This window comes from Labrys sp. 22185 (assembly GCF_052045555.1).
Taxonomy (GTDB): domain Bacteria; phylum Pseudomonadota; class Alphaproteobacteria; order Rhizobiales; family Labraceae; genus Labrys; species Labrys neptuniae.
The window spans coordinates 208,743-232,265 of the sequence record NZ_JBQEPH010000011.1; the positions used below are offsets into that span (position 1 = coordinate 208,743).

Genomic DNA, 23,523 nt, shown 5'->3' on the forward strand with positions numbered 1-23,523 from the left:
CCTGCCGGAATAGGCTCTGTTGCGCGCCAAACTGTAAAGGCAGCATTCCGGGGGCGCACATGCCGCAGGCCGATCTCATCATCCACAATGCCCGCATTCTCACCATGGACGAGGAGCGGCCACGGGCACAGGCCCTGGCGGTCGCCGGCAACCTTCTGCTCGCCATCGGCAGCGATAGCGAGATCCTGGCCCTGGCGGGAGAAGGCACGAGGCGCATCGATGCCGGCGGCGGCACCGTGCTGCCCGGCCTCAACGAAGCCCATATGCACATCTTCGGCGGCTCGGTGTCGCTGACCCAGCTTTCCCTGTTCGGGGTGAAGGGCTTCGAGGCCCTCAAGCAGGCGGTCACCGCCTATGCGGCCGCCAATCCCGATCTGCGCCTGCTCGTCGGCCTGTCGGCTGACTACACCATCCTGTCCGAGACCGAGAAGGTCACCCGCCACCATCTCGATGCCATCCTGCCGGACCGGCCCTTCATGATGCTGGCGCCCGACCGCCACACTGCCTGGGCCAATACGGCCGCACTGAAGGCCGCCGGCATCCTCGAAGGGCGCGACGTCGGGGTGGGCAACGAGATCGTCATGGGCGAGGACGGCCTGGCCACCGGTGAACTCAAGGAAACCAATGCCATCGATCCGGTGGCGGAAATGGGCGTCACCGCCGGGCGTGACCATCTCGGCATCGGCACGGGTGGGGATCCCGACCATGTCACGCCTGAGGAGCGGGCCTCCGATCTCGCGCTGATCCGCCGGGGCCTCGCTTATTGCGCCGAGCTCGGCCTCACCAGTGTGCAGGCCATGGACGGCAATCTCTACCAGCTCGAGATCCTGGACGAGATCGAGCGCGAGCATGGCCTGCCCGTGCGCGTGCGCATGCCCTTCCACATGAAGAACTTCATGGATCTTGATATGATCGAGGCCAAGGCGGCAGGCTGGCGTCGGCGCTTCGACAGCGACAGGCTGCGCTGCGACTTCGTCAAGGTCTTCGTCGACGGCGTCACCGAATCCGGCACGGCCGTGATGGTGGACGACTATGCCGACGAGCCGGGCTGGAAGGGCGATCCCCTGTTCACGCGCGAGCATTTCGCCAAGGTCGCCGTCGAGACCGACCGGCTCGGCCTGCAGGTCGCCGTGCATGCCATCGGCGACGGTGCCGTGCGCATCGTGCTCGATGGCTACGAGGCTGCCCGCAAGGCCAACGGGCCGCGTGACAGCCGGCATCGCATCGAGCATGTCGAGGTCGTCCACCCCGACGATGTCGGGCGCTTTGCCGAGCTCGGCGCGGTGGCCTCGATGCAGCCGACCCATCCGCCGGGTTCGGCGGGCCTGCCCCTGGAGCCCTATCTCACCCGCATCGGCGAGGCGCGCTGGCCACTCGCCTTCGCCTGGCGGAGCCTGAAGGATGCCGGCGCCCGCATCGTCTTCGCCACGGACTGGCCGGTCTCGCCGCTGTCGCCGCTGAGCTGCATCCAGGATGCGATGACCCGCCAGCCCTGGAAGGAGGGCATGCCGGACCAGCGCCTGAGCCTGGCCGAAACGCTCGCTGCCTATACCAGCGAGGGAGCCTATGTCGAGTTCATGGAGGATCGCAAGGGCCGGCTCAAGCCCGGCTATCTCGCCGACATCGTTGTCCTTTCCGGCGATATCGAGGCCACGCCCGCAGCCGAACTGGCGACGCTGCGCCCCGTCGCGACGATCTGCGACGGCAGGATCACCCACCAGGCCTGAGGCCCGGCTCGTTCACGAAGGCGTCACGACCTTGCGTGTTTGCTGTCCCTCGCAGACCTCGTTTGCGGGGAGGGGGCGATGCCGGGTCGCAAGAGTGCGGTGATCCTCACCCATGGCATGGGCGAGCAGATGCCGATGGCAACCCTGCGCGGCTTCGTCGAAGCCGTCTGGGTCCACAATCCCGACATCGACGGGCGTCGGCCGGACGATCCGCCCGAGCTTGGCAACCCGGTCTGGTGGAAGCCGGACACCCGCAATGGCTCCCACGAGCTCTATCGCATCACCACGCGGTCGGGCGGTCATCGCCAGGGGGCCGAGGCGCCGCGCATCGATTTCTTCGAATTCTACTGGGCCGACCTCACCACGAGCACCACCACGGCCCAGTTGCGCGATTGGTTCATGTCGCTGCTCCTGCGTCGGCCAAGCCAGGTTCCCGGCGACGTCATCGGCATCTGGCTCCTGCTCTGGGCGGCGACGATCGCGACGATCGGCCTCGTTTCCCTGCAGGGCCTGGCGCAGATCCTCGATTGGAAGCTGGACAGCTGGGTGAAGGTGGCACTTTGGGGCTTTACGGCCCTCAGCGCCGTCTTCATCGCTTTCGCCGTCGCCTATTTCGGCGACGTGGCGCATTACATCCGGGCCAAGCCGGCCAATATCCAGGCCCGCCGCGAGATCCGCAAACGTGGCCTCGAATTGTTGCAGACCCTCTCGAAGAGCGGCGAATATGATCGCATCATCCTGGTCGGCCACAGCCTGGGCAGCGTCATCGCCTATGACTTGGTGAGGCTCCTATGGGCGGAAGAATATGCGGCGCGGACATTCGCACCGGCGGGCAAAGTGGCGGATGCCCTGGCGAAGCTACGCAAGGCCGGTGAAAGCTTGAACGCCAACCCGGATGATCCGAGCCTACTCGATGCCTATCAGACCGAACAGAAAGGGCTGTTCACAAGCCTGCGCGAAGCGCATTCGGACACGAGGAAGCGCTGGCTTGTCTCGGACCTCGTCACCCTCGGCTGCCCGCTCACCCATGCCGAGTTCCTGATCGCCCGCAATATCGAAGCCCTGCAGCAGGATGTCGAGGCGCGCCGGCTGCCGAGTGCGCCGCCCGCCACCGAGGCATCGGGCGACTATGCCTACCCGGTGCCCGATCCGACTTCGGCGGCGATGCGGCTCCACCACGCCGCCCCGTTCTCGCTGGTGCGCTGGACCAATATCTACGATCCGGCCCGGGGGGCGCTGTTCGGCGATGTCATCTCCGGCCCGGTCCGCGGCAATTTCGGCGCCGGCATCAGAGACGTCGCCGTCAGAATAAGCGGGCGGGTGCCCCTGCTCGGGCGGATCTTCACCCATACCCGCTATTGGGACGAGGATGAGGGAGCCGCCCGGAGCCTGGCGACGCTGCGGCAGGCTTTGAAACTCGACGAACGATAGAGCAAAGCGCGCCCAAGCCCGAACGCCCATTTGCTCCAACTCCTTGTTCCCAAGCCAATCCAAAGCATTGGCTAAGGCGTCTTTGCGATTCTTGGTGGTTCCACCAAATCGCAAAACGCTTTGGCGCTGGTCCAGTTCGAGCCGGCCCGGCAGCCAAGCCTATCGTTCCCGGCACCTCCGAACGCCGTGGCTCTCGCTACCCGGCCTCAGGATTTCCTCGGCTTCTTCTCCGGCAGCGGCAGGCTCGCCGCCTTGGAGTCGGAGGCCTTGGCCTTGTCGGAACCTTCTTCCACGGCTTCTTCGGCTTCCTCTGCGCTACTGCCGGCAAGCCTATGCTTGATAGCCAAAGCATAAATAGTGTTCAGTACATTCCGATCAGTCAACGTCGGATCGCTGAGAGCGAGAAAGCCTGCCCTTGCGATGCGCTTGCTGTTGGCCTTCGAGACGCGTCCGACTATATACGTATAGAGAGCTTCGTCGGTGAGGCCGGACGTCGCTCCTTCGATCAAATATTCATAAATTTTCTTCTTGGTGTCACCCACGTGTCGGTCCTTCGATTGTGAATCGGGCAGACCATGCGTCATCGGGGTGTCACAAACAACCCTGCTCGGATCGGGCAGGTGCCAGGCAAAGATTACAAATGCCGAAAGCCCCCGGCAGAGTGTGCCGGGGGCTTCCCTCGCGATTGGTCTGGCGCAAGACGCTCCAGAGCAAAGCGCGGTCACACGTGAACGCTGGTTTGCTCTAACTCTTTGTTTCGATGCGTCTTTGCGATTCTCGGTGATTCCGAGAAATCACAAAACGCTCTAGGCGAAGCGCTCCTGCAACTGCACCAGATGGGAGGAGGCGATCGGATTGGCGTTGGCGACGAGCTTGTCGAAGCGGTGATTGGCGATCTTGGCGATCTCGATCAGGCCCGCGGAGCGCTCGACGGTCGGGGAGTTGGCCATGCGCGACCAGCCGGTTGCCAGCACCCGCTCATAGCGCTCGACTTCATGCGCGCAGATGATCAGCGGGAAGCCGAAATGCTTGCGGTAGGCCACGGCCAGCCTGTTCACCTCGGCCAGGTCCTCATTGTCGATGCCGGCATCGGCGTGGTCGAGCAGATAGGCATTGCCGGTATCGCTTTCGCTGCCGAGATCGGCGAAGGAGTTCAGCAATTGCAGCTGTTCCTCGGCCGAACCGGTGAGCAGGGCATCGTGGAAGGCCGAGCGCAGCGCGATGGTGTCGGCAAAGGGGCGCAAGGCGTAGGCGCGTTCCAGCACCCAGGGCGTATTCTCGACCAGGCCGCCGAAGGTCCTGGCGAATTCGGCGCTGCCCATCCTGTTGACGTCGGAGAGGGTGACCAGCGTATGGCCGGGGCGTCCGGCCACGGCGGGGCTATGCACCTTGCCGACATGGTTGAAGATGATGTTGAGCGCGATGGCCGAAATGGCGCCGAGCGTGATGCCCGAGCCGAAGATGATCTGGGCCCAGGCCGGGAAGGCGTTGGCCACGAAGGGCTGCGCCGTCACCAGCATGCCCAGGCCCACGCTGGTCGAGACGATCACGATGTTGTTGTGGTTGTTGAAATCGACCTTGCTGAGCGTCTGGATGCCGACCACGGCCACCGCCGCGAACATGGCGAGCGCGGCGCCGCCAAGCACCGGATGCGGGATACCGGCGACGATGGCGGCGGCCTTGGGCAGCGAGCCCAGGATGATCATGATCACGCCGGCGGCGACGATCACCCAGCGGCTCTTGACCTGGGTGAGGCGGACCAGGCCGACATTCTCGGCAAAGCAGGTATAGGGGAAGGAGTTGAGCACGCCGCCGATGAAGGTGGCGAGGCCGTCGGCCCGGATGGCGCGGCCGATATCCTCGGGCGCGATGTGCTTCTTGACGATCTCGCCGGTGGCGAAGACGTCCCCGGTGGTCTCGACCATGGTGATGATCATCACCACCATCATCGACAGGATGGCGGTGATCGAGAAGGTCGGCCAGCCGAAATTGAAGGGCGAGGTGTAGCCGACCCAGCCGGCATTGGCGACCTCGCTGAAATGCGCATCGCCCAGGGCCCAGGCCGCCAGCGTGCCGGCGACCAGGCCGATCAGCACCGCCACCGTCTGCATGAAGCCGGTGAACACGCGCTGGATGCCGACGATCAGCGCCAACGTGCCGAAGGCATAGGCCAGGTTCTTGAGCAGGACCGGGTCCTGCATCGCGTTCGGGCCCTTGCCAACCACGATGTCGTTGGCGGCAACCGGCAGCAGCGCCACGCCGATGATCAGGATCACCGATCCCGTCACCACCGGCGGGAAGAAGCGGGTGAGCCTGGCGAAATAGGAGGCCACGGCGAAGGTGAACAGGCCTGCCACCAGCACCGAGCCATAGATGGAAAGCAGGCCCTCGGTGCCACCGCCGACGGCGAGGCCGATGGCGATCATCGGGCTCACGGCGGTGAAGGTCACGCCCTGCAGAAGCGGCAGCCGCACGCCGATATTGCCGATGCCGACCGCCTGGATGATCGAGGCGATGCCGCAGGTGAAGAGATCGGCATTGATCAGGTGGATCAGTTGCTCGGGGCTGAGCTTGAGCGCGCTCGCCACGATGATCGGCACCAGCACCGCACCTGCGTAGAAGGCGAGCACGTGCTGGAAGCCATAGGTCGCCAGCTTGGCGAAGGGCAGCACCTCGTCGACGGGATGCACCCGCGTGGTTTGCGCCGAGGCGGTGCTCGCCGCCGGGTTGGTCTGTTCAAGCGTCGTCATGGGACGTTTCCCCTCCTGATCGTTGGGTCTCGCTCCGGTCTTCGGCCGGGTGACGAGGGCAGGTTCAGTTCCGTGGCATGGGCATGGGCTTGGGCATGCGACGGCGATCCTCGCCGCGAGCGGGAGGAGGATGCCGGTCTTCCGGGGTGGTTCTGACGGGGGCCGGCCGGGTGTCAGCCGGCCTTGGCTGGGGCCCAGCCGGGCCGTTGCAGCCGGGCGGCACGCTGGGCGAAGCACCGCACCAGCTCGGCCGCCGTCAGGCTGGCGATGATTTCGGGGCGCTTGTCGTCGACATCGGCACCGCCGATCGGGCAAGTCAGCTCGCCGAGCATGGCGTTGGTGCCGCTATTGCGCAGGAACTGGCTTTCGAAGCGTTTGCGCTTGGTCTTGGAGCCGATCATGCCGACATAGGCGGCATCGCGGCGTTCCAGGGCCGCCTCGGTCAGGCGGTAGTCGAGCGCATGGCTGTGGGTGAGGATGATATAGGCGGCGCCGGCGGGGGCATCCGCGATGGCGTCGGCCGGATCCTCGAGATGAAGCGTGCGGCAATTCTCGGGCAGGCCGGTGAACATCTCGGCCCGATCGTCCACCAGCGTCACCGCGAAGGGCAGCAGCGAGAGCATGCTCGCCAGCGCCCGGCCGGTATGGCCGAGCCCGAACACCAGCACCGGCGGCCTGTTATTCAGGAGCTTCGCCTCATGGTCGCCGAGCCAGGCAGCGACCTTCGTGGTCACCGGTTCGAAGCGCAGGGTGACATGGCCGCCGCAGCACTGGCCCATCATCGGACCGAGCGGCAGGTCCATGCTCTGTGCCTGGGGGCCGCGTCCTTCCCTGCCTTCGGCAAGCATGGACCGCGCCACGTCGATGGCATGGAATTCGAGATGGCCGCCGCCGATGGTGCCGGCAACCGCTTCCGATGTCACCAGCATCAGTGCATCGACGCCGCGCGGCGTCGAGCCCAGTGCCGCCGCGATCTCGACCAGGATGGCCTGGCGGCCATCGGCTTCGATCGTGGCGAGGAGCCTGCCGATCTCCAGATCAACCATGGCCCCCGCTCCTCTCCCGCACCTTCGCGCGCATCGCCTCGACCGCGAAGAGGACGCGCTCGGGCGTGGCGGGCGCATCGAGATCAGGGAAGATCTTGTAGTCGCCGATCGAGGCCACCGCGTCCGACAAGGCGTGCAGGACGGAGATCGGCAGCACCAGAGGCGGCTCGCCCACCGCCTTGGAGCGATGGATCGAGGGCATGTGGTTGGGCTTGTTCAACAGGTTGATGTTGAAGACGCGCGGCCGGTCCGAGGCCACCGGGATCTTGTAGGTGGAGGGCGCATGGGTGCGCAGGCGCCCCTTGTTGTCCCACCACAATTCCTCGGTGGTCAGCCAGCCCATGCCTTGCACGAAACCGCCCTCGATCTGGCCGATGTCGATGGCCGGATTCAGCGAGGAGCCGACGTCGTGCAGGATGTCGACCCGCTCGACCCGGTATTCGCCGGTGAGCGTGTCGATGGTGACTTCCGAGGCGGCGGCGCCATAGGAATAATAGTAGAAGGCGCGCCCGCGGCCGGCCTTGCGGTCCCAATAGATGTCCGGGGTGCGATAGAAGCCGGAGGAGGAGAGCTGGATGCGGTTGCTATAGACCTCCTTGACGAAATCCGGCCACTCGATTTCGCGATTGCCGACACGCACGCGGCCGGGCAGGAATTCGACCTGGTCGGCGGGGACGCCGTGCTTCTCCACGGCGTAGGCGACCATGCGCTCCTTGATGTTGTTGCAGGCATTGAGCGCTGCCATGCCGTTGAGATCGGTGCCCGAGGAGGCCGCCGTCGGCGAGGTGTTGGGCACCTTGGCGGTGGTGGTCGGCGTGATCTTGACCATGTCGAGATCGATCTGGAAGGCCTGCGCCACCACCTGGGCGACCTTGATGTAGAGGCCCTGGCCCATTTCGGTGCCGCCATGGTTCACGCTCACCGAACCGTCGGTATAGACGTTCACCAAGGCGCCGGCCTGGTTCTGCCAGCTATTGGTGAAGGAGATGCCGAACTTGACCGGCGTCAGCGCGATGCCGCGCCGGAAGGTGCCGCCGCGGGCATTCTCCCTGATATTCTCGGCGCGGATTTCGGCGCGCCGGGCCTGGTAGTCGCTGGATTCCTCGAGCTTGGCGATGATCTCGGCCGAGAGGTCCGCCTCCACCGTCTGGTGATAGGGGGTGAGGTCGCGGCCCGGCCCGCCATAGAAGTTGAGCTTGCGGATCTCGAGCGGGTCCTTGCCGGTGGCATAGGCCACTTCCTCGATCAGGCGCTCGGCGCCGATCACGCCCTGCGGGCCGCCGAAACCGCGGAAGGCGGTGTTGGAGACGGTATGGGTGCGCCAGGGCTGGGCGTTGAGGCGCACGGCCGGATAGAAATAGGCGTTGTCGGCATGGAACAGCGCGCGGTCGGTCACCGGGCCGGAGAGGTCGGCCGAGAAGCCGCAGCGGGCGGCGAACAGGATGTCGACGGCGAGGATATGGCCTTCGTCGTCGAAGCCGACTTCGTAGTCGATCACGAAATCGTGGCGCTTGCCGGTGGCGACCATGTCGTCGTCGCGGTCGGGCCTGAGCTTGACCGCCTGGCCGGTGCGCCGTGCCGCCAGGGCCGCGATGGCGGCGAAGATGTTGCCCTGGGTCTCCTTGCCGCCGAAGCCGCCGCCCATGCGGCGGATCTCGCAGGTGATGGCGTTGCTCGGTACATCAAGCACATGCGCCACCGCGTGCTGGATCTCGCTGGGGTGCTGGGTGGAGGAATAGAGGGTGACGTCACCGTCCTCGCCAGGCACGGCCAGGGCGATGTGGCTTTCCAGATAGAAATGCTCCTGGCCGCCGAGTGACATCGAGCCCTTGATGCGCCGGGGCGCGGCGGTCATCGCCGCATCGAGATCGCCGCGGTTGAGGCTCATCGGTTCGGCGACGAGATCCTTACCGTCCTTGCGGGCGGCGGCGATGTCGAGAATCGCCGGCAGCTCCTCATAGGTGATCTTGGCCTTGGCCGCAGCCAGGCGCGCCTCGTTGCGGGTGCGGGCAATCACGGCGAAGATCGGCTGGCCGTAGAACATCACCTTGCCCTCGGCGAAGACCGGGTCGTCGTGATGGTTGGAGGGGCTGATATCGTTGACGCCGGGAATGTCGGCCGCCGTGAGCACCAGCTCGACGCCGGGGCTGTCCTTCACCGCCGAGAGGTCGATCTCCTTGATCAGGCCATGGGCGCAGTGCGACAGGCCGAGGGCGGCGTGCAGGAGACCGGCCGGTTCGGGCATGTCGTCGATATAGAGGGCCTCGCCGGCCACGTGCTTGTGGCCGGAATCGTGGCGGGTGGATTGATAGACGCCGCCGGAGACCTGGTCGCGATTGGCTGCGAAGACGGGCTTATGCATGGGCGTCACTCCGGAGGATGCCGGCAACCCGGTGAACGGAGCCGGTGGCCGTCTCGGCCTGGAAACGGCGGATCAGATTGGCGGCTACCGTCGAGCGGTAGCGCGCGCTGGCACGCCAGTCGTCGAGCGGCTTGAAATCGCTGGCCAGGGCGAGGGCCGCGGCCTCTGCGGCCTCGGCGTTGAAACTCCGGCCGGCAAGGGCCGCCTCCGCGGCAGCGGCGCGCTTGGGCGTGGCAGCCATGCCGCCGAAGGCCAGCACGGCATTCGTGGTCAGGCCCGCCCCATCCCGCTCGAGGCGGAAGGCGGCGCACACGGCCGAGATGTCCTCGTCGAAGCGCTTGGAGATCTTGGAGACGTGGAACAGCGTGCCCGGCTTGGGCTTGGGCACGATCAGGGCCTCGACGAAATCGCCCGGCTGGCGGTCCTGCTTCTTGTAGGCGATGAAGAACTGTTCCAGCGGCACGGTGCGCCGCTCCCCGCCGCGCCGCAGCGTCACGCTGGCGCCGAGGGCGATCAGCACCGGAGGGGAATCGCCGATGGGCGAGCCATTGGCGACGTTGCCGCCGACGGTGCCGGCATTGCGTACCTGCTCGGAACCGAAGCGGCGGATGAGTTCGTCGATCTGCGGGTCGAGAGCGCCGAGCGCGGCGCGCGCGTCGCTGAGCGAGACCAGGGCACCGATGACGAGGTGGTCGCCCTTGTCCTCGATGCGGTCGAGTTCGCCGACGCGGCCGAGAGTGATCACGGTGGCCGGGCGCATCAGCATCTTGGTGATCCACAGGCCGACATCGGTGGCACCGGCCACCAGGGTGGCGTCGGGATGAGCGGCCGTGAGTTCGGCGAGCTGGTCAGCGGTGGCGGGGGCGAACAGCTTGCGGCCGCCCTCGGAAATCTCGATGATGTCCTGGTCGACGAGGCCGGCCAGCTTGCGGGCGATCTCGGCGCGGCCGACATTCAGGGAATCGGCGCTGGACGCCTCGATCTCATAGGCCCGGTCGAGCGCCGAGATGATCGGACCATAGCCGGTGCAGCGGCACAGATTGCCGGCGAGGGCTTCCTCGATGCGCTCGCGCGAGGGGGCTTCGGCGGCGCCCAGCCACAGGGCGGTCAACGACATCACGATGCCGGGCGTGCAGAAGCCGCATTGCGAGCCATGCAGCTCCACCATGGCCTGCTGGACGGGATGCAGGCCGCCGCTCGCCTTCTTCAGATGCTCGACGGTGACGATATGGCAGGCATCGAGGGTTGCCACGAAACGAATGCAGGCATTGATGGCTTCATAGCGCAGCTCGGTCTTTCCCGTGCCGTCTTGGCGCAGCCGCCCGACCAGCACGGTGCAGGCGCCGCAGTCACCCTCGGCGCAGCCTTCCTTGGTACCGATGAGCCGACGCTCGTTGCGCAGCCAGTCCAGCAGCGTCAGCGTGGGGTCGAAGCCCTCCAGCGAGAACTGGCGATCGTTGAGTAGGAATCTTACGGTCCGGCGCATGATCATCCGTGTGGTTTGGCGAGGTCCGTCGGCCGGCTTGTCCCGGCTTGCCGACCTCGCAGCATAGTCGATGAAGGCACTGAAGCGAGCCAGGCAAGAAGCATGCCCGGCCCCGAACATACCAACGCATGCCCGGCGACTGGCGACCCGAGGACGGGTGCACGGCGGCGAACATGCCAAGGAACTGGAACCGGGGCTGGAGGCCCGGCCGATCTCGAACAAGATCGGAATGTGATTGGAGGTCTCGATCCGGTCTCCCTGCGCCGGCGGTTCCCTCCCAAAATCTTCTCGTCGGGCTCGCTTCCGAAGCAAGGCGCGTTCAGTCTGAACGCATGCTTGCCTCAATTCGTTGTTTCCAAGCCAATCCAGCGGATTGGCAGGAGCGTCTTTGCGCCTCGTGCCGAATTCCGGCAGATCGCAAGGCGCTCGAGCCTCTTTGTAGCACTTATAATTTACCGATGAACCTCACGGCGGTAGACATGCCCCATATGAAGGACTTCCCAAAAAAATGTGACAATCGCCCGGTCGGGATATGGTTATGATGTCTGGCATGATCGGTGAACCATGCCATGGGATCCCGACGTATTCGCGGGTCCCACGCTCGTGCCCGCCTTGAAGGTACGGCGTCTTCACCAGACAAAAGCGCTCCAGTCGCGCGCGCTGTGCGCCAGCCAGAAGGAAGTGACGTTGTGACGACGAAGGATATCTCGCGGGCGGATACGGCCTTGCGCGGCCGCCTGCTCTGGTTCGTTGATAGCCCCGAGGAGCATGGCGAGAGCGCCGTGCGCTATATCGAGGACGGCCTGCTGGTCCTGGCCGGCGGCAAGATCCTGGCGGTCGGCGAGACCTCCGTTCTGCGTTCCCAGCTTCCCGCTGCCGCCGTGATCCATGATCATTCGGGCCGGCTGATCACGCCCGGTTTCATCGATCCGCATATCCATCTGCCGCAGACCCAGGTGGTGGCGTCCTGGGCGGCCCAGCTGCTCGACTGGCTCAACACCTATACCTTCGTCGAGGAACAGAAATATGGCGATCCGGCCCACGCGGCCCGCGGCGCCGCCTTCTTCTTCGACGAATTGCTGTCCAACGGCACCACCACGGCGGTCGCCTTCTGCTCGGTACATTCGGCTTCGGCCGAGGCCTTCTTCGCCGAATCCGAGCGGCGCAACACCCGCATGGCTGCCGGCAAGGTGATGATGGATCGCTATGCACCCGACGCGCTCACCGACACCGCCCAATCCGGCTATGACGACAGCAAGGCCCTGATCGGGCGCTGGCACGGCCGTGGCCGGCAGCTCTATGCGATCGCGCCGCGCTTTGCCATCACCTCCACGCCCGGGCAGCTTGAAGCCGCCGCGACCCTGTCGCGCGAAAATCCGGACTGCCTGGTCGAGACCCATATTTCGGAAAATCTGGAAGAAGTCGCCACGGCCAAGCGGCTCTATCCCGAATGTGCCGACTATACCGCGATCTACGAGAAATACGGGCTGCTCGGCAGCAAATCGCTGATGGGGCATTCGATCCATTTGTCCGAGAGCGAGCGCCAGCGTTATGCGGATGTCGACGCGGTCGCCGTGTTCTGCCCAACCTCCAACCTCTTTCTCGGTTCGGGGCTGTTCGACTGGAAAGCGATGCGCGACCCCAGGCGGCCGGTGCGCATCGGCGTTGCCACCGATATCGGCGGCGGCACCTCCTATTCCATGCTGCAGACCATGAACGAGGCCTACAAGGTGCTGCAATTGCAGGGCCAGCGCCTGGATTCGCTGGCGCTGTTCCACGCCATGACCCGCGGCAACGCCATCGCCATCGGCCTCGATCATCTGATCGGCAGTTTCGAGCCCGGCCATGAATGCGACGCCGTGGTACTCGACGCCAGGGCGACCCCCGCCATGGCGCATCGCATGGAGACGGTGACCACCCTGGCCGAAGAGCTCTTCGTGCTGGTCACGCTGGGCGACGATCGCGCTGTCGAGGAGACCTATGTGATGGGCGAGCCGAAGAAGCCGCGCAAGCGTCGCTGAGCTTCCCTGGGTGCGAGGGCATCGCAGCATGCAACCATGTCATTGTGATGCTCGTGCACCCAGGTGACCAGAATTTCAAGCGCTCAAACGAGCAAATCGCCCGCCACACCGATACGTGCTGGCGGGCTTCTTATTGGGCGACGGGAGCCGAGAAAGCAGGTACGAAGAATGAGTTGCTCAGAAAGCCGCCGGTTTTCTCGTCGCAGCTCAGAAAAGCTGTCATCTTGTTGCAGGAAGAATGAAGACGGAAAGTCGTCATGGAAGCGCCAATCCTGGTTGATCCACATCAGTTCTTGCCGGGCGGATGGACAATCTGTCTTCCATTCCCGATGGCGCGCCGAATTGAAGGTGGTTCATTGGTGTTCTGGCATACGCCGAAAGGACTGACCTTCTGGATCAGCGCAGGCGAACGCCATGGCATTGACGATCCGATCGATAATTGGCGAGCTGTAAGATCAGGGGCAGCAGAGGACGAACGTATCGAGCGCGACGGTGAACTCGTGCGACTTAGCTACCGATTGGTAGAAGAGAGTGGCGACGCAAGGCAGCCAGCCTTTTATGGATTTGTGATCGCCGGGAAGACAGAATTCTTGATCGCAAGTTACTTTGATAAATCGGAAATGATTGATCCAGTACTGCAAACATGGCGTAGTGTTCGGCGTATGAATGCCTGAATGCTTCGGTGTCTTCGTCATCTTAGACTATGCAAGGCCTACTTCGAGCTTGGCTGTGAGTGTGATGCCGTGGTGCTCGACGTATGGAGGCGGTGATGACGCTCGCTCTCGAAACCGCCGCGTTCGCAGGAAAGGAAGAGACGGACGTCGCGGCATGCGAGCATGTTACTATGAGGTCCGCACACCCGGGATGAACCGCCGCCGCCGGCGTTCTATCAGTATTCGTCTTGCCGATGAACGCCCCTCGATCAGTAGAAATTAAACATGTTCATCCCTTTTATCGATCGTCGTTGACTTCCCTGCCGTCAATGCTCTGAAAATGAGCTGCTGGGTCAGAATTGGGTTTCGCAGCAACGACAAGAAACACTGCCGGATAGTGCCAGGCATCATGTCATGATCTCCGGCAGGCAGACGCAGGAGATATGGCTATGGAGATCAAGGGGGCTTCGCCCGACCTCTACAATGAGGATCTGGCGCCGGCAAAAATCCGCAATTGGGGACCGTTCAGCATCTTCAACGTCTGGACCTCGGACGTGCACAGCCTGTGGGGCTATTATCTCGCCGCCAGCCTGTTCCTGTTCTGCGGCGGCTTCGTCAATTTCATCGTGGCCATCGGCATCGGCTCGCTGGTCATCTACGCGCTGATGAACCTGGTGGGCTATGCCGGCGTGAAGACCGGCGTGCCCTATCCGGTGCTGGCCCGTGCCTCCTTCGGCATCTGGGGCGCCAACCTGCCGGCTCTGGTGCGGGCCGTGGTTGCCTGCTTCTGGTATGGCGCCCAGACGTCGGCGGCCTCCGGAGCCATCGTCGCGCTGCTGATCCGCTCGGAGAGCTTCGCCCAATTCCATCGTGACGTGCATTTCCTCGGCCATTCCGGGCTTGAGGTGATCTGCTTCGTGGTGATCTGGGCCCTGCAGCTCCTGATCATCCAGAAGGGCATGGAGACGGTGCGTCGCTTCCAGGATTGGGCCGGCCCGGCGGTGTGGGTCATGATGCTGGTCCTGGCGATCTATCTGTGCGTCAAATCCGGCAAATTCGCCTTTTCGAGCGACATTCCCCTCGAGACCCTTCTCGACAAGACCAAGGATGCCGGGGTGCCCGGCACGCCCGGCTCCTGGACCTCGCTGTTCGCGGTCGCCGCGATCTGGGTGACCTATTTCTCGGCGCTCTACCTGAATTTCTGTGACTTCAGCCGCTATGCGCCCGACAAATCAGCGGTGCGCACCGGCAATCTCTGGGGCCTGCCGGTCAATCTGGTGCTGTTCTCGATGGTGGCCGGCGTCACCACCATCGCCGCCTATGACGTCTATGGCGAGGTGCTGCTGCATCCCGACCAGATCTCGGCCAAGTTCGACAGCTGGTTCCTGGCGCTCCTCGCCGCGTTGACCTTCGCGGTGGCGACGCTCGGCATCAATGTCGTGGCGAACTTCGTCTCGCCGGCCTTCGATTTCGCCAATGTCTTCCCCCGCGCCATCGACTTCAAGAAGGGCGGCTACATCGCAGCCTTCATCGCCCTGGTGCTCTATCCCTTCGCACCCTGGGAAGGCAGCGCCGCCAGCTTCGTCGGCATCATCGGCGCCACCATGGGGCCGATCCTCGGGGTGATGCTGGTCGACTATTATCTCATCCGCAAGGGCGAGATCGACGTCGAGGCGCTCTATCGCGAGGACGGCGAGTTCCGCTTCCAGGGCGGCTGGCATGTCAACGCCCTGATCGCCGCCGGCATCGGCGCGCTGTTTTCCTCCATCCTGCCCAACCTGACCAATTGGCTGCCGGCCTGGTGGGGCATCTATGGCTGGTTCTTCGGCGTCGCCATCGCGGGCGTCATCTATTACGCGCTGCGCTTGGCTGCGCCGGGCGTGAAGGTGTCGGGCGCGAAGGCCTGAGGAAGGAACCTGGCTGAGGGAGCAACGATTCCGCTCCCTCATTCCGTAGAAGGCCCGGGCGACGTCTCCATGCCAGGTCGAGATGGCGGGAGACTTTCCCCGTCACTCCGTCATCTCGCCGAGCACCTCGGCGGCTCGCACCCGGTCGAGGTCGCCTTCCCAGGCGGCGATGACCACGGTTGCGACGCAGTTTCCGACGAGATTGCCGACGGCGCGAGCCATGCCGATGAACCAGTCGACGGAGAGGACGAGTACGAGGCCGATGGCGGGAATGGCGGGGATCGTGTTGAGCGTGGCTGCCAGGATCACGATGGCCGAGCCCGGCACGCCATGGGCTCCCTTCGAGGTCAGCAGCGAGACCCCCAGCACCACAAGCAGGTCTCCGAGCGACAGGGGCGTGTTGGTGGCCTGGGCGATGAAGACGACGGCCAAAGTGAGATAGATCGAGAAGGCATCGAGGTTGAAGGAATAGCCGGTGGGAATGACGAGGCCGACCACCGATTTACGCACGCCCAGATGCTCCAGCTTGCGCATCACCTGCGGCAGGACGGCGTCCGAAGAGGCGGTCGCCAGGACGATGGCGAGTTCCGCGCGCAGATAGGCCAGGAAGCGGAAGATGTTGATGCCGGCCATCCGCATGATGCCGCCCAGCACCACGATGACGAAGACGGCGACGGCGGCATAATACAGGACGACCAGCGAGACGAGCTGCTGCAGCGAACCGACACCGTATTTGCCGACCGTATAGGCAACGGCGCCGAGGACGCCCAGAGGTGCGAGGCGCACGATGAGCGACATGGTCTTGAACAGGATCGTCGCCACGGCATCCACGAAGGAGGAGACCTTTTCCGCCTTTTCGCCGCCCACGAGCGCGAGGCTCGTACCGAAAAGGATGGCGAAGAACAGGACCTGCAACACGTCGTTGCGCGCCAGGGCGTCGATCGAGGTGGTCGGGACGATGTTGAGAATGAAGCTGCCGATGCCCGCACCCTGCAGCTTGTGGGCATTGTCGGCATAGCTGCCCATGGCGCCGGCATCGAGCTTGGACGCGTCGATATTCATGCCGTGGCCCGGACCGGCGACGAGGGCCAGCAGCAGGCCGAGGGCGAGGGCTGCCGTGGTCACCACCTCGAAATAGATCAGCGCCTTGACGCCGACCCGCCCGACCTTGCGCAGGTCGCCGACGCCGGCGATGCCGTTTACCACCACGCAGAAGACGATCGGCGCCACGATCATCGAGATGAGCTTGAGAAAACCGTCGCTCAGCACCTTCAGCTGAACGGAAAAGGCCGGCGCGGCCATGCCGAGCACGACGCCGAGCGCAAGGGCGACGAGAACCTGGAGGAAGAGGGAATTGATGAGCGGTTTCCGGCGGGCCGGGGCCGTGATGGCATCCATGGTCATCGGAATATTCCTGTCCGGAGGCGCAGCGGTCGGCAGTTGTCCCGCAACCGGCCGGCACGTCTGGCACCTGGGGTGACGACGAACCCATCCCCGCGTCGCCGACGGCGCGCGTCGGGCCCGCTGGGGAAATCAAAGCAAGGAGCATGCCAGCCGGCATTTGCCGTAGGTATCGTGTTGGAAGCCGGACGCCCGTTTTGCGCAACGACGATGCGGCGACAGCGACCAGGGGGGGCGGGGCAATGCAGTTCACATAAGGAGGAAACGCTCCGACTTGTCATAGCCGGACTTGCACCGGCTATTTACAATCCGCGCGAAAGGGCTGGATTGCCGGGTCAAGCCCGGCAATGAAATAGCTCGTGCCAACTCGAAAGACCCTAGAGTGAACTGTATTGCCTTTGGGGTCTCACTCGCCGGTCAGAACGAATTGCGGGCATCGCTTCTGGGATCGCCGTCGATTTTATGCGCTTCGTAGAGGTCGGAGCGGGCGGTTCGCCGCCACGGCCGCGCGGGATGGTCGCGATCCGTCGCGATGTCGGTGACGGCGATGGCCGGCGTGCCATCTGCCGGGCATTGCACTTTCCATCGGCCGTCCGGTGCGGCTATTCCGGAGGGGACCGTCACGCTCTGCGGCGCATGGGCGGCATAGCTGACCCAATAGGCATTGCTGGCGGCATGTCCCAAGGCCTCTGCCGCGAAAGGCGGTGCGGCCGACGGGCTCTCACCTATCGTCGAGAACAGGACGCAATCGACATCGAGCCTTTCATAGTCGGTGAATATCTCAGGATAGTGCGCCTCCATGCCGAGCGCACAGCCGAAACGCAGATCGTCGACCTCGAAGGTCACCGGCTGCCTGCCCGGCGAATACATGAAGGAGATCTTGGTGTGCGAGAGCATCCGCTCGTCATAGCGGGTGACGAGATCTCCGCGATCGGAGACGACGTAGAGGCTGTTGTGCGGCCGGTGCGGCGGGGTCAGGCGGTGGACCGACCCGAACACCGTCCAGAGCTTGAGTTCGCGCGCGAGCCTGCTGATCGCGTCGAGTTCCTCGCTTAGAACCGCCCCATCGAATCGGGTCCAGTCGGAGGGGCCGACGTCGCGGGGACCATTCGCTGACATGATGCGCTTGTGGGGGGAGCAGGTCGCACCCTCCGGGAAATGGATGAGGCGCGCACCGGTCCTGTGGGCGTCGCGCATCAGGCGCCGCATTTCCATGCCGCTGGTGCGAAGTGCGGAGCTGTCGCGAGGATCGTTGAACAGCGAGGATTGCGCCACCGCCAGCCGCACCGATTGGGTGTCGGCGCAGTGCGGCTGTGCCTCACGAAGATGTCTGAGCGCCGCGGTGTAAGACTCGCCCGTCTTGGCTGCGCACGCACGGACACGGCGCTTGAGATTGCCATTCTGCGTCATTGTCAGGCCTTTCACGTCCCGGACGCAAGTTCCCCAGCAACCACGCCCGAAACGATCGGACCAGGGCGACGACCCGAGACGGAAGTCCCTTTGCCCCCGTTTAAGGCCATGCTGGGGAAGGCCTTGGGAGGTTGGGCGTGGGCCACGCCTGGGTGAAAATGTCGGGCCTGCATTGGTTCGTCAAGGGGGCGGACTTGTGCAACCCTGCCGCGGTACCTTCCTCAGTCCGTACCATCCAGGATGTTGCCGGGTACCAGGCGCCCTGTCCGTCGTCCTGGGACCTGAAGGAGAATGCGAACGAAATGCCGCAGGTCTTTTTCCTTCAAGACCGGAGAACAATCGCCCGTTCTTATAATAATTCTCTCCTGGAGCGCAGATTGTGTCGAATTTGTTTCAGAAGGTACGTGAATACCGCGTATTATTTTAAATAATTGTCAAATAATACTTCTTGAGAGATATCGAGTTGCCCGTATAGACTGATTCATATACTTGGCGGATCATCCGGGGCGGGCAATGAACTGGAACGGCGCTTTTCCCTTCGACAGCCACGACATGTCGGTGCTCTACACGAGGGAGGTCGCGCGGTACGAGGAGCAGCGCCAGCGCGATGCCCAGGCTGCGGCGGCCAATGCGGCCCTCGACATCTATGCCGGCATCGACGGTACCGGCCCCTATTCCGACCGGGCCTATGAGGCGGAGTTCCGCAACAGTTTCGTGCAGCGCCTTTATCGGAGCTGGGGCAACGAGGCACGATATTACCGGCGTGGACCGAGCCTCGACGGTGTCTCGACGCCGGCCCTGGGCATTGGTGCCTATCGGGCCGTGCGGGAGCGTTATCGCCACAAGGCGTTGGGGCCCAAACGCATTTTCTTAGCCGGCTATAGCAGGGGCGGTGCGGCGGTCGTCTATGCCGCCTCCCTGCTCGCGCTGGAAGGCGTTCCCGTCGATGGGCTCTTCCTGTTCGATGCCGTCGACAGGCAGCCCTTCAATTCACCGCTGTTCATTCCGCCCAATGTCCGGGTGTGCTTCCATGCCCGCCGTGATCCGAAGACGGGATCGCGGCTGCTGTTCGGCAGCTATGCGACGCGGCGCACACCAGGTGCCGCCACCATCTACAAGCAGCAATATTTCTTCTGCACCCATGGCGGCATGGGCGGCACGCCCTGGGGCGTCGCCGATCCCGACGGCTATATCAACGAATCCAATGATTACCGGCCGCCCGGTGCCGGTGGTGCACAGCGTCCTCCCGCTTCACCCGTAGATCGTTTGGCCGGCGACCGGACGACGCGTGAAATCCTGAAATACACCGCGCCGGGCGCCAATGGCGCCCTGGAAGCCTATGACGCCTACAGGCATTTCAGCCGGACGAAGGTCACCTTGGCCCAGGAACAGGCCGAGTCGGCCAGGGTGTGGATCTGGATGTCGACGGCCCTGAAGGTCCTGCGCCAGGACCTGGCCGCCATCCCGGTTTCCTGAGCGGTGGAAAGTTCATTGGCGGCCCGGCCGCGCCCGCCAATCCGCCAGGAAGCGGCGCGCGAAGGCCAGGAAGCGCGCCAGCACCGGGCTGGGTTCGCGCTGATAGATCATGCTGACGTCGGCGCTGGGGGCAGGCGGCACCAGGTCGCGATAGATCACCTCGGGGCGTGACAGGGCGCTGACGCTGCGAGGGGCGAGGGCGACGCCGAAGCCGGCTGCGACCAGGCTGGTCAGCGAATAGGATTCGATCACCTGCTGGCTGATGCGCGGGATGAAACCCGCCTCCACGCAGCATTGGCGCAGATAGACCGCGAAGCTGGAATCACGCAGGCGCAGGAAGACATGTTCGTCCTCATGCAACTCGGCCAGAGCGAGGGCGCCGCGCTCGGCCAGGCGATGGCCTGATGGCAGGAAGACGCCGACAGGCTCGCGCCAGGCGGTTTCGCGCACCAGTTCGGCATCTTCGGGCGGCATGCGCAGGAAGCTGATGTCGACGGCCCGCGTCGCGAGCGCGTTGAGCTGGGCCTCGGGGGCCATTTCGTGCAGGCCGATCACCACGCCCGGAAAACGGCGTCGATATTCCGCCATCAGGGCGGCGAGCGGACCGAGCAGCATGGAACCGGTCGCTGCCACGTTGAGCGCGCCCGTCATGCCCTGGCCGATTGCCTTGACCTGCGTTGCCGCCAGCTCGGCACTGGCGATGATGCTGCGGGCATGGGCGAGAAAAGCGGTGCCGGCTTCGGTCAGCACCACCTTGCGGCTGGTGCGCAGGAACAGCACCGCGCCGAGCTCGTGCTCGAGGTCGCGGATCTGCTGGCTCAGCGGCGGCTGCGAGATGTGCAGGCGTTGTGCCGCGGCCGTGAAGCTGAGTTCCTCCGCCAGGGCGATGAAGTAGCGCAGATGGCGCAGTTCCATGACGGTCGACCATCCATATGTTTGAGATATTGATTATACTGAACCATATATTGGACTAATAGCCCTTCCCCTGCAATCTTCAGGCAGCAATGGGCGGGAAAGACCGCTCCGTCGAAGAATTCAACCACGCCCTGGATTCGATCCCATCGGTCGCATGCGAGGCGCGATTTTCAAAAGACAGACGCAATTCCGATCCGCGGATCGAAGAATGCTTGAGGAGAAACGCTCATGGCCCGCATGACCGCGGCGGAAGCTGCTGTGCACATCATGGAGAAGGAAGGTGCGACCTGCGCCTTCGGTGTTCCGGGTGCTGCGATCAATCCGCTCTATGCCGCGCTGCGTCCGCGCAACCAGATCAAGCATGTCCTGGCCCGCCATGTCGAGGCGGCTTCCCACATGGCCGAGGGCTATACCCGCGCCAAGGCCGGCAATATCGGCATCTGCATCGGCACCTCCGGCCCGGCCGGCACCGACATGATCACGGGCCTCTATTCGGCGGCGGCCGATTCCATTCCGATCCTGTGCATCACCGGCCAGGCGCCGCGCGCCCGCCTGCATAAGGAGGACTTCCAGGCCGTCGACATCGCCGCAATCGCCAAGCCCCTCACCAAGATGGCCGTCACCGTGATGGAGCCGGCCCAGGTGCCCGGCACCTTCCAGCAGGCCTTCCACCTGATGCGCTCGGGCCGTCCCGGCCCGGTGCTGATCGACCTGCCCTTCGATGTGCAGACGGCCGAGATCGAGTTCGATCCGGAGACCTACCAGCCGCTGCCCGTCTACAAACCCAAGGCCACCCGCGCCCAGATCGACAAGGCCATCGCCCTCCTCCAGGCAGCTGAGCGCCCGCTGATCGTGGCCGGCGGCGGCATCATCAATGCCGATGCTTCCGACAAGCTCGTCACCTTCGCCGAGCTGACCGGCGTGCCCGTCATCCCGACCCTGATGGGTTGGGGCACCATTCCCGACGACCACCCCCTGATGGTCGGCATGGCCGGCCTGCAGACCAGCCATCGCTACGGCAATGCCACGCTGCTCGCCTCCGACTTCGTGCTCGGCATCGGCAATCGCTGGGCCAACCGCCATACCGGCACGGTGGAGGTCTACACCAAGGACCGCAAATTCGTGCATGTCGACATCGAGCCGACCCAGATCGGCCGCGTCTTCGCGCCCGACTACGGTATCGCCTCCGATGCCGGCCTGGCTCTCGACGTCTTCATCGAGGCCGCCAAGGAGCTCAAGGCCAAGGGTGAGCTCAAGGACCGTTCCGCCTGGCTGGAGGAATGCCGCGAGCGCAAGAAGACCCTGCTCCGCCGCACCCATTTCACCGAGACGCCGATCAAGCCCCAGCGCGTCTATGAGGAGATGAACAAGGCTTTCGGCCGCGACACCACCTATGTCTCGACCATCGGCCTGTCGCAGATCGCCGCTGCCCAGTTCTTGCATGTCTACAAGCCCAGGGGCTGGATCAACTGTGGCCAGGCCGGCCCGCTCGGCTGGACGCTGCCGGCGGCGCTCGGTGTCTGTGCCGCCGATCGCAGCGCCTCGGTGGTAGCGATCTCGGGCGACTACGACTTCCAGTTCCTGATCGAGGAACTGGCGGTCGGCGCCCAGTTCAACCTGCCCTATGTGCATGTGCTGGTGAACAATGCCTATCTCGGCCTGATCCGCCAGTCCCAGCGCGGCTTCAACATGGACTTCCAGGTCCAGCTCTCCTTCGAGAACATCAACACGCCGGAACTGGGCGTCTATGGCGTCGACCATCTCAAGGTGGTCGAGGGCCTGGGCTGCCGCGCCATCCGCGTCACCGATCCCGAGAAGCTGCATGAGGGCTTCGTGGAGGCCAAGCGCCTGGCGGCCGAACTGCGCGTGCCGGTGGTGGTCGAGGTGATCCTGGAGCGCGTCACGAACGTCGCCATGGGCACCGATCTCGACAAGGTTACGGAGTTCGAGGATCTCGCCCTCGATGCCACCGACGCGCCGACCGCGATCGCGCTGCTGGACTGATGACGTCATACCCTCCCCATCGAGGGGAGGGTAAAAGAGGGCCATAGAATATGCCTAAATTTGCCGCCAACCTCACCATGCTGTTCAACGAAGTGCCGTTCATGGAGCGCTTCGCGGCAGCCGCCCGCCACGGCTTTGCGGGCGTGGAATATCTGTTCCCCTATCCCTTCGCGGCGGCCGACCTCGCCGCGGCGCTGAAGGAGCACAAGCTCACCCAGGTCCTGCACAATCTGCCGGCCGGCGACTGGGCGGGTGGGGAGCGCGGCATCGCCGTGCTGCCCGACCGCAAGGCCGAATTCCGCGAGGGCGTCGCCCAGGCCATCACCTATGCCAAGGCGCTCGACTGCAAGCTGGTCAACTGCCTGGCCGGCATCGCACCTGCCTCCGTCGATGCGGGGCAGGCAAGGACCACCTTCGTCGAGAACATCGGCTATGCCGCCGGCGAGCTCAAGAAAGCCGGCATCCGCCTGGTGATCGAGGCGATCAACACCCGTGACATTCCCGGCTTCTTCCTGACCAACACAAGCCAGGCCGCCGAGATCATCGCCGAGACCGGCTCGGACAATATCGGCCTGCAATACGACATCTACCACATGCAGATCATGGAAGGGGACCTCGCCCGCACCATCGAGAAGCACCTGCCGCAGATCTGGCACGTACAGCTGGCCGACAATCCCGGCCGCAACGAGCCGGGCACCGGCGAGATCGCCTATCCCTTCCTCTACCAGTGGCTCGACCAGCTCGGCTATGCCGGCTGGATCGGCTGCGAATACAAGCCCAAGGGCGAGACGGAAGCGGGTTTGGGTTGGCTGAAGGCCACGCGCTGAATCTATCAGGACGTTCCCCTTCTCCCCTTGCGGGACTCCGCAGTTCCTGCGGAACCGCTAGGGGTCCCGGCAGGGGGATGAGGGGTCTTGCGATCCCATGCCGGTGT

General features: G+C 64.4%; 16 protein-coding genes. 8 read left to right on the forward strand and 8 right to left on the reverse strand.

Going from position 1 to position 23,523, the window contains the following annotated elements; translation table 11 throughout:
• Positions 1-59: 59 nt before the first annotated feature.
• Positions 60-1,727 carry an amidohydrolase gene (locus ACTJKX_RS21770; RefSeq protein ID WP_440726478.1) on the forward strand — a complete coding sequence of 556 codons (1,668 nt, stop codon included), beginning with the start codon at positions 60-62 and terminating at the stop codon, positions 1,725-1,727.
• A gap of 78 nt (positions 1,728-1,805) precedes the next feature.
• The gene (locus ACTJKX_RS21775; RefSeq protein WP_440726479.1) at positions 1,806-3,158 is read left to right on the forward strand and encodes a hypothetical protein; all 1,353 of its coding nucleotides are present in this window, start codon (positions 1,806-1,808) and stop codon (positions 3,156-3,158) included.
• Between the two features lie 206 nt (positions 3,159-3,364).
• Here the strand turns inward: ACTJKX_RS21775 and ACTJKX_RS21780 are convergent, their stop codons facing one another.
• From ACTJKX_RS21780 to xdhA, 5 genes are all read right to left on the reverse strand, one after another.
• Positions 3,365-3,700: a hypothetical protein gene (locus ACTJKX_RS21780; protein ID WP_440726480.1), complete on the reverse strand. Its 336-nt coding sequence runs from the start codon at positions 3,698-3,700 to the stop codon at positions 3,365-3,367.
• 264 nt (positions 3,701-3,964) lie between these two features.
• Positions 3,965-5,908, reverse strand: a complete 1,944-nt coding sequence (locus ACTJKX_RS21785) for a solute carrier family 23 protein (RefSeq protein WP_440726481.1) — start codon at positions 5,906-5,908, stop codon at positions 3,965-3,967.
• 173 nt (positions 5,909-6,081) lie between these two features.
• Positions 6,082-6,954 carry a xanthine dehydrogenase accessory protein XdhC gene (xdhC, locus tag ACTJKX_RS21790; RefSeq protein WP_440726482.1) on the reverse strand — a complete coding sequence of 291 codons (873 nt, stop codon included), beginning with the start codon at positions 6,952-6,954 and terminating at the stop codon, positions 6,082-6,084.
• A complete protein-coding gene (gene xdhB, locus ACTJKX_RS21795; protein ID WP_440726483.1) occupies positions 6,947-9,316 on the reverse strand; it encodes a xanthine dehydrogenase molybdopterin binding subunit in 2,370 nt (789 codons plus the stop codon). Before xdhB ends, xdhC begins: the two co-directional genes overlap by 8 nt.
• Positions 9,309-10,808 carry a xanthine dehydrogenase small subunit gene (gene xdhA, locus ACTJKX_RS21800; RefSeq protein ID WP_440726484.1) on the reverse strand — a complete coding sequence of 500 codons (1,500 nt, stop codon included), beginning with the start codon at positions 10,806-10,808 and terminating at the stop codon, positions 9,309-9,311. Before xdhA ends, xdhB begins: the two co-directional genes overlap by 8 nt.
• 683 nt (positions 10,809-11,491) lie before the next feature.
• Here xdhA and guaD point away from each other — a divergent pair.
• The 3 genes from guaD (at position 11,492) to ACTJKX_RS21815 (ending at position 15,383) form a co-directional block, all read left to right on the forward strand.
• A complete protein-coding gene (gene guaD, locus ACTJKX_RS21805) occupies positions 11,492-12,823 on the forward strand; it encodes a guanine deaminase (protein WP_440726485.1) in 1,332 nt (443 codons plus the stop codon).
• A gap of 257 nt (positions 12,824-13,080) precedes the next feature.
• On the forward strand, positions 13,081-13,497 hold the full coding sequence (locus ACTJKX_RS21810) for a hypothetical protein (protein ID WP_440726486.1): 417 nt from the start codon (positions 13,081-13,083) through the stop codon (positions 13,495-13,497).
• Positions 13,498-13,925: 428 nt separating this feature from the next.
• Positions 13,926-15,383 carry an NCS1 family nucleobase:cation symporter-1 gene (locus tag ACTJKX_RS21815; RefSeq protein ID WP_440726487.1) on the forward strand — a complete coding sequence of 486 codons (1,458 nt, stop codon included), beginning with the start codon at positions 13,926-13,928 and terminating at the stop codon, positions 15,381-15,383.
• 102 nt (positions 15,384-15,485) lie between these two features.
• Here ACTJKX_RS21815 and dctA read toward each other — a convergent pair whose 3' ends face one another.
• Positions 15,486-16,781 (reverse strand): C4-dicarboxylate transporter DctA, encoded by a 1,296-nt coding sequence (dctA, locus tag ACTJKX_RS21820; RefSeq protein ID WP_367623897.1) that lies wholly within the window; start codon positions 16,779-16,781, stop codon positions 15,486-15,488.
• Positions 16,782-17,201: 420 nt separating this feature from the next.
• Positions 17,202-18,194 carry a nitrilase-related carbon-nitrogen hydrolase gene (locus ACTJKX_RS21825; protein ID WP_440726488.1) on the reverse strand — a complete coding sequence of 331 codons (993 nt, stop codon included), beginning with the start codon at positions 18,192-18,194 and terminating at the stop codon, positions 17,202-17,204.
• Positions 18,195-18,707: 513 nt separating this feature from the next.
• Between ACTJKX_RS21825 and ACTJKX_RS21830 the strand changes: the two genes are divergently transcribed.
• On the forward strand, positions 18,708-19,670 hold the full coding sequence (locus tag ACTJKX_RS21830) for a hypothetical protein (protein WP_440726489.1): 963 nt from the start codon (positions 18,708-18,710) through the stop codon (positions 19,668-19,670).
• A 12-nt stretch (positions 19,671-19,682) separates the two neighbouring features.
• Here the strand turns inward: ACTJKX_RS21830 and ACTJKX_RS21835 are convergent, their stop codons facing one another.
• A complete protein-coding gene (locus tag ACTJKX_RS21835) occupies positions 19,683-20,585 on the reverse strand; it encodes a LysR family transcriptional regulator (protein ID WP_440726490.1) in 903 nt (300 codons plus the stop codon).
• A 228-nt stretch (positions 20,586-20,813) separates the two neighbouring features.
• Between ACTJKX_RS21835 and gcl the strand changes: the two genes are divergently transcribed.
• Together gcl and hyi are read left to right on the forward strand one after the other, a co-directional pair.
• Positions 20,814-22,589, forward strand: a complete 1,776-nt coding sequence (gcl, locus tag ACTJKX_RS21840; RefSeq protein WP_394313507.1) for a glyoxylate carboligase — start codon at positions 20,814-20,816, stop codon at positions 22,587-22,589.
• A 50-nt stretch (positions 22,590-22,639) separates the two neighbouring features.
• Positions 22,640-23,416 carry a hydroxypyruvate isomerase gene (gene hyi, locus ACTJKX_RS21845; protein ID WP_440726491.1) on the forward strand — a complete coding sequence of 259 codons (777 nt, stop codon included), beginning with the start codon at positions 22,640-22,642 and terminating at the stop codon, positions 23,414-23,416.
• Positions 23,417-23,523 lie beyond the last annotated feature (107 nt).

Excerpts from the sequence above, each read along its gene's own strand:
- ACTJKX_RS21770 (WP_440726478.1), top strand. The coding sequence starts at position 60 with ATGCCGCAGGCCGATCTCATCATCCACAATGCCCGCATTCTCACCATG.
- ACTJKX_RS21775 (WP_440726479.1), top strand. The coding sequence starts at position 1,806 with ATGCCGGGTCGCAAGAGTGCGGTGATCCTCACCCATGGCATGGGCGAG.
- ACTJKX_RS21785 (WP_440726481.1), bottom strand. The coding sequence starts at position 5,908 with ATGACGACGCTTGAACAGACCAACCCGGCGGCGAGCACCGCCTCGGCG.
- xdhC (WP_440726482.1), bottom strand. The coding sequence starts at position 6,954 with ATGGTTGATCTGGAGATCGGCAGGCTCCTCGCCACGATCGAAGCCGAT.
- xdhB (WP_440726483.1), bottom strand. The coding sequence starts at position 9,316 with ATGCATAAGCCCGTCTTCGCAGCCAATCGCGACCAGGTCTCCGGCGGC.
- xdhA (WP_440726484.1), bottom strand. The coding sequence starts at position 10,808 with ATGATCATGCGCCGGACCGTAAGATTCCTACTCAACGATCGCCAGTTC.
- ACTJKX_RS21810 (WP_440726486.1), top strand. The coding sequence starts at position 13,081 with ATGGAAGCGCCAATCCTGGTTGATCCACATCAGTTCTTGCCGGGCGGA.
- ACTJKX_RS21815 (WP_440726487.1), top strand. The coding sequence starts at position 13,926 with ATGGAGATCAAGGGGGCTTCGCCCGACCTCTACAATGAGGATCTGGCG.
- dctA (WP_367623897.1), bottom strand. The coding sequence starts at position 16,781 with ATGGATGCCATCACGGCCCCGGCCCGCCGGAAACCGCTCATCAATTCC.
- ACTJKX_RS21825 (WP_440726488.1), bottom strand. The coding sequence starts at position 18,194 with ATGACGCAGAATGGCAATCTCAAGCGCCGTGTCCGTGCGTGCGCAGCC.
- ACTJKX_RS21830 (WP_440726489.1), top strand. The coding sequence starts at position 18,708 with ATGAACTGGAACGGCGCTTTTCCCTTCGACAGCCACGACATGTCGGTG.
- ACTJKX_RS21835 (WP_440726490.1), bottom strand. The coding sequence starts at position 20,585 with ATGGAACTGCGCCATCTGCGCTACTTCATCGCCCTGGCGGAGGAACTC.
- gcl (WP_394313507.1), top strand. The coding sequence starts at position 20,814 with ATGGCCCGCATGACCGCGGCGGAAGCTGCTGTGCACATCATGGAGAAG.
- hyi (WP_440726491.1), top strand. The coding sequence starts at position 22,640 with ATGCCTAAATTTGCCGCCAACCTCACCATGCTGTTCAACGAAGTGCCG.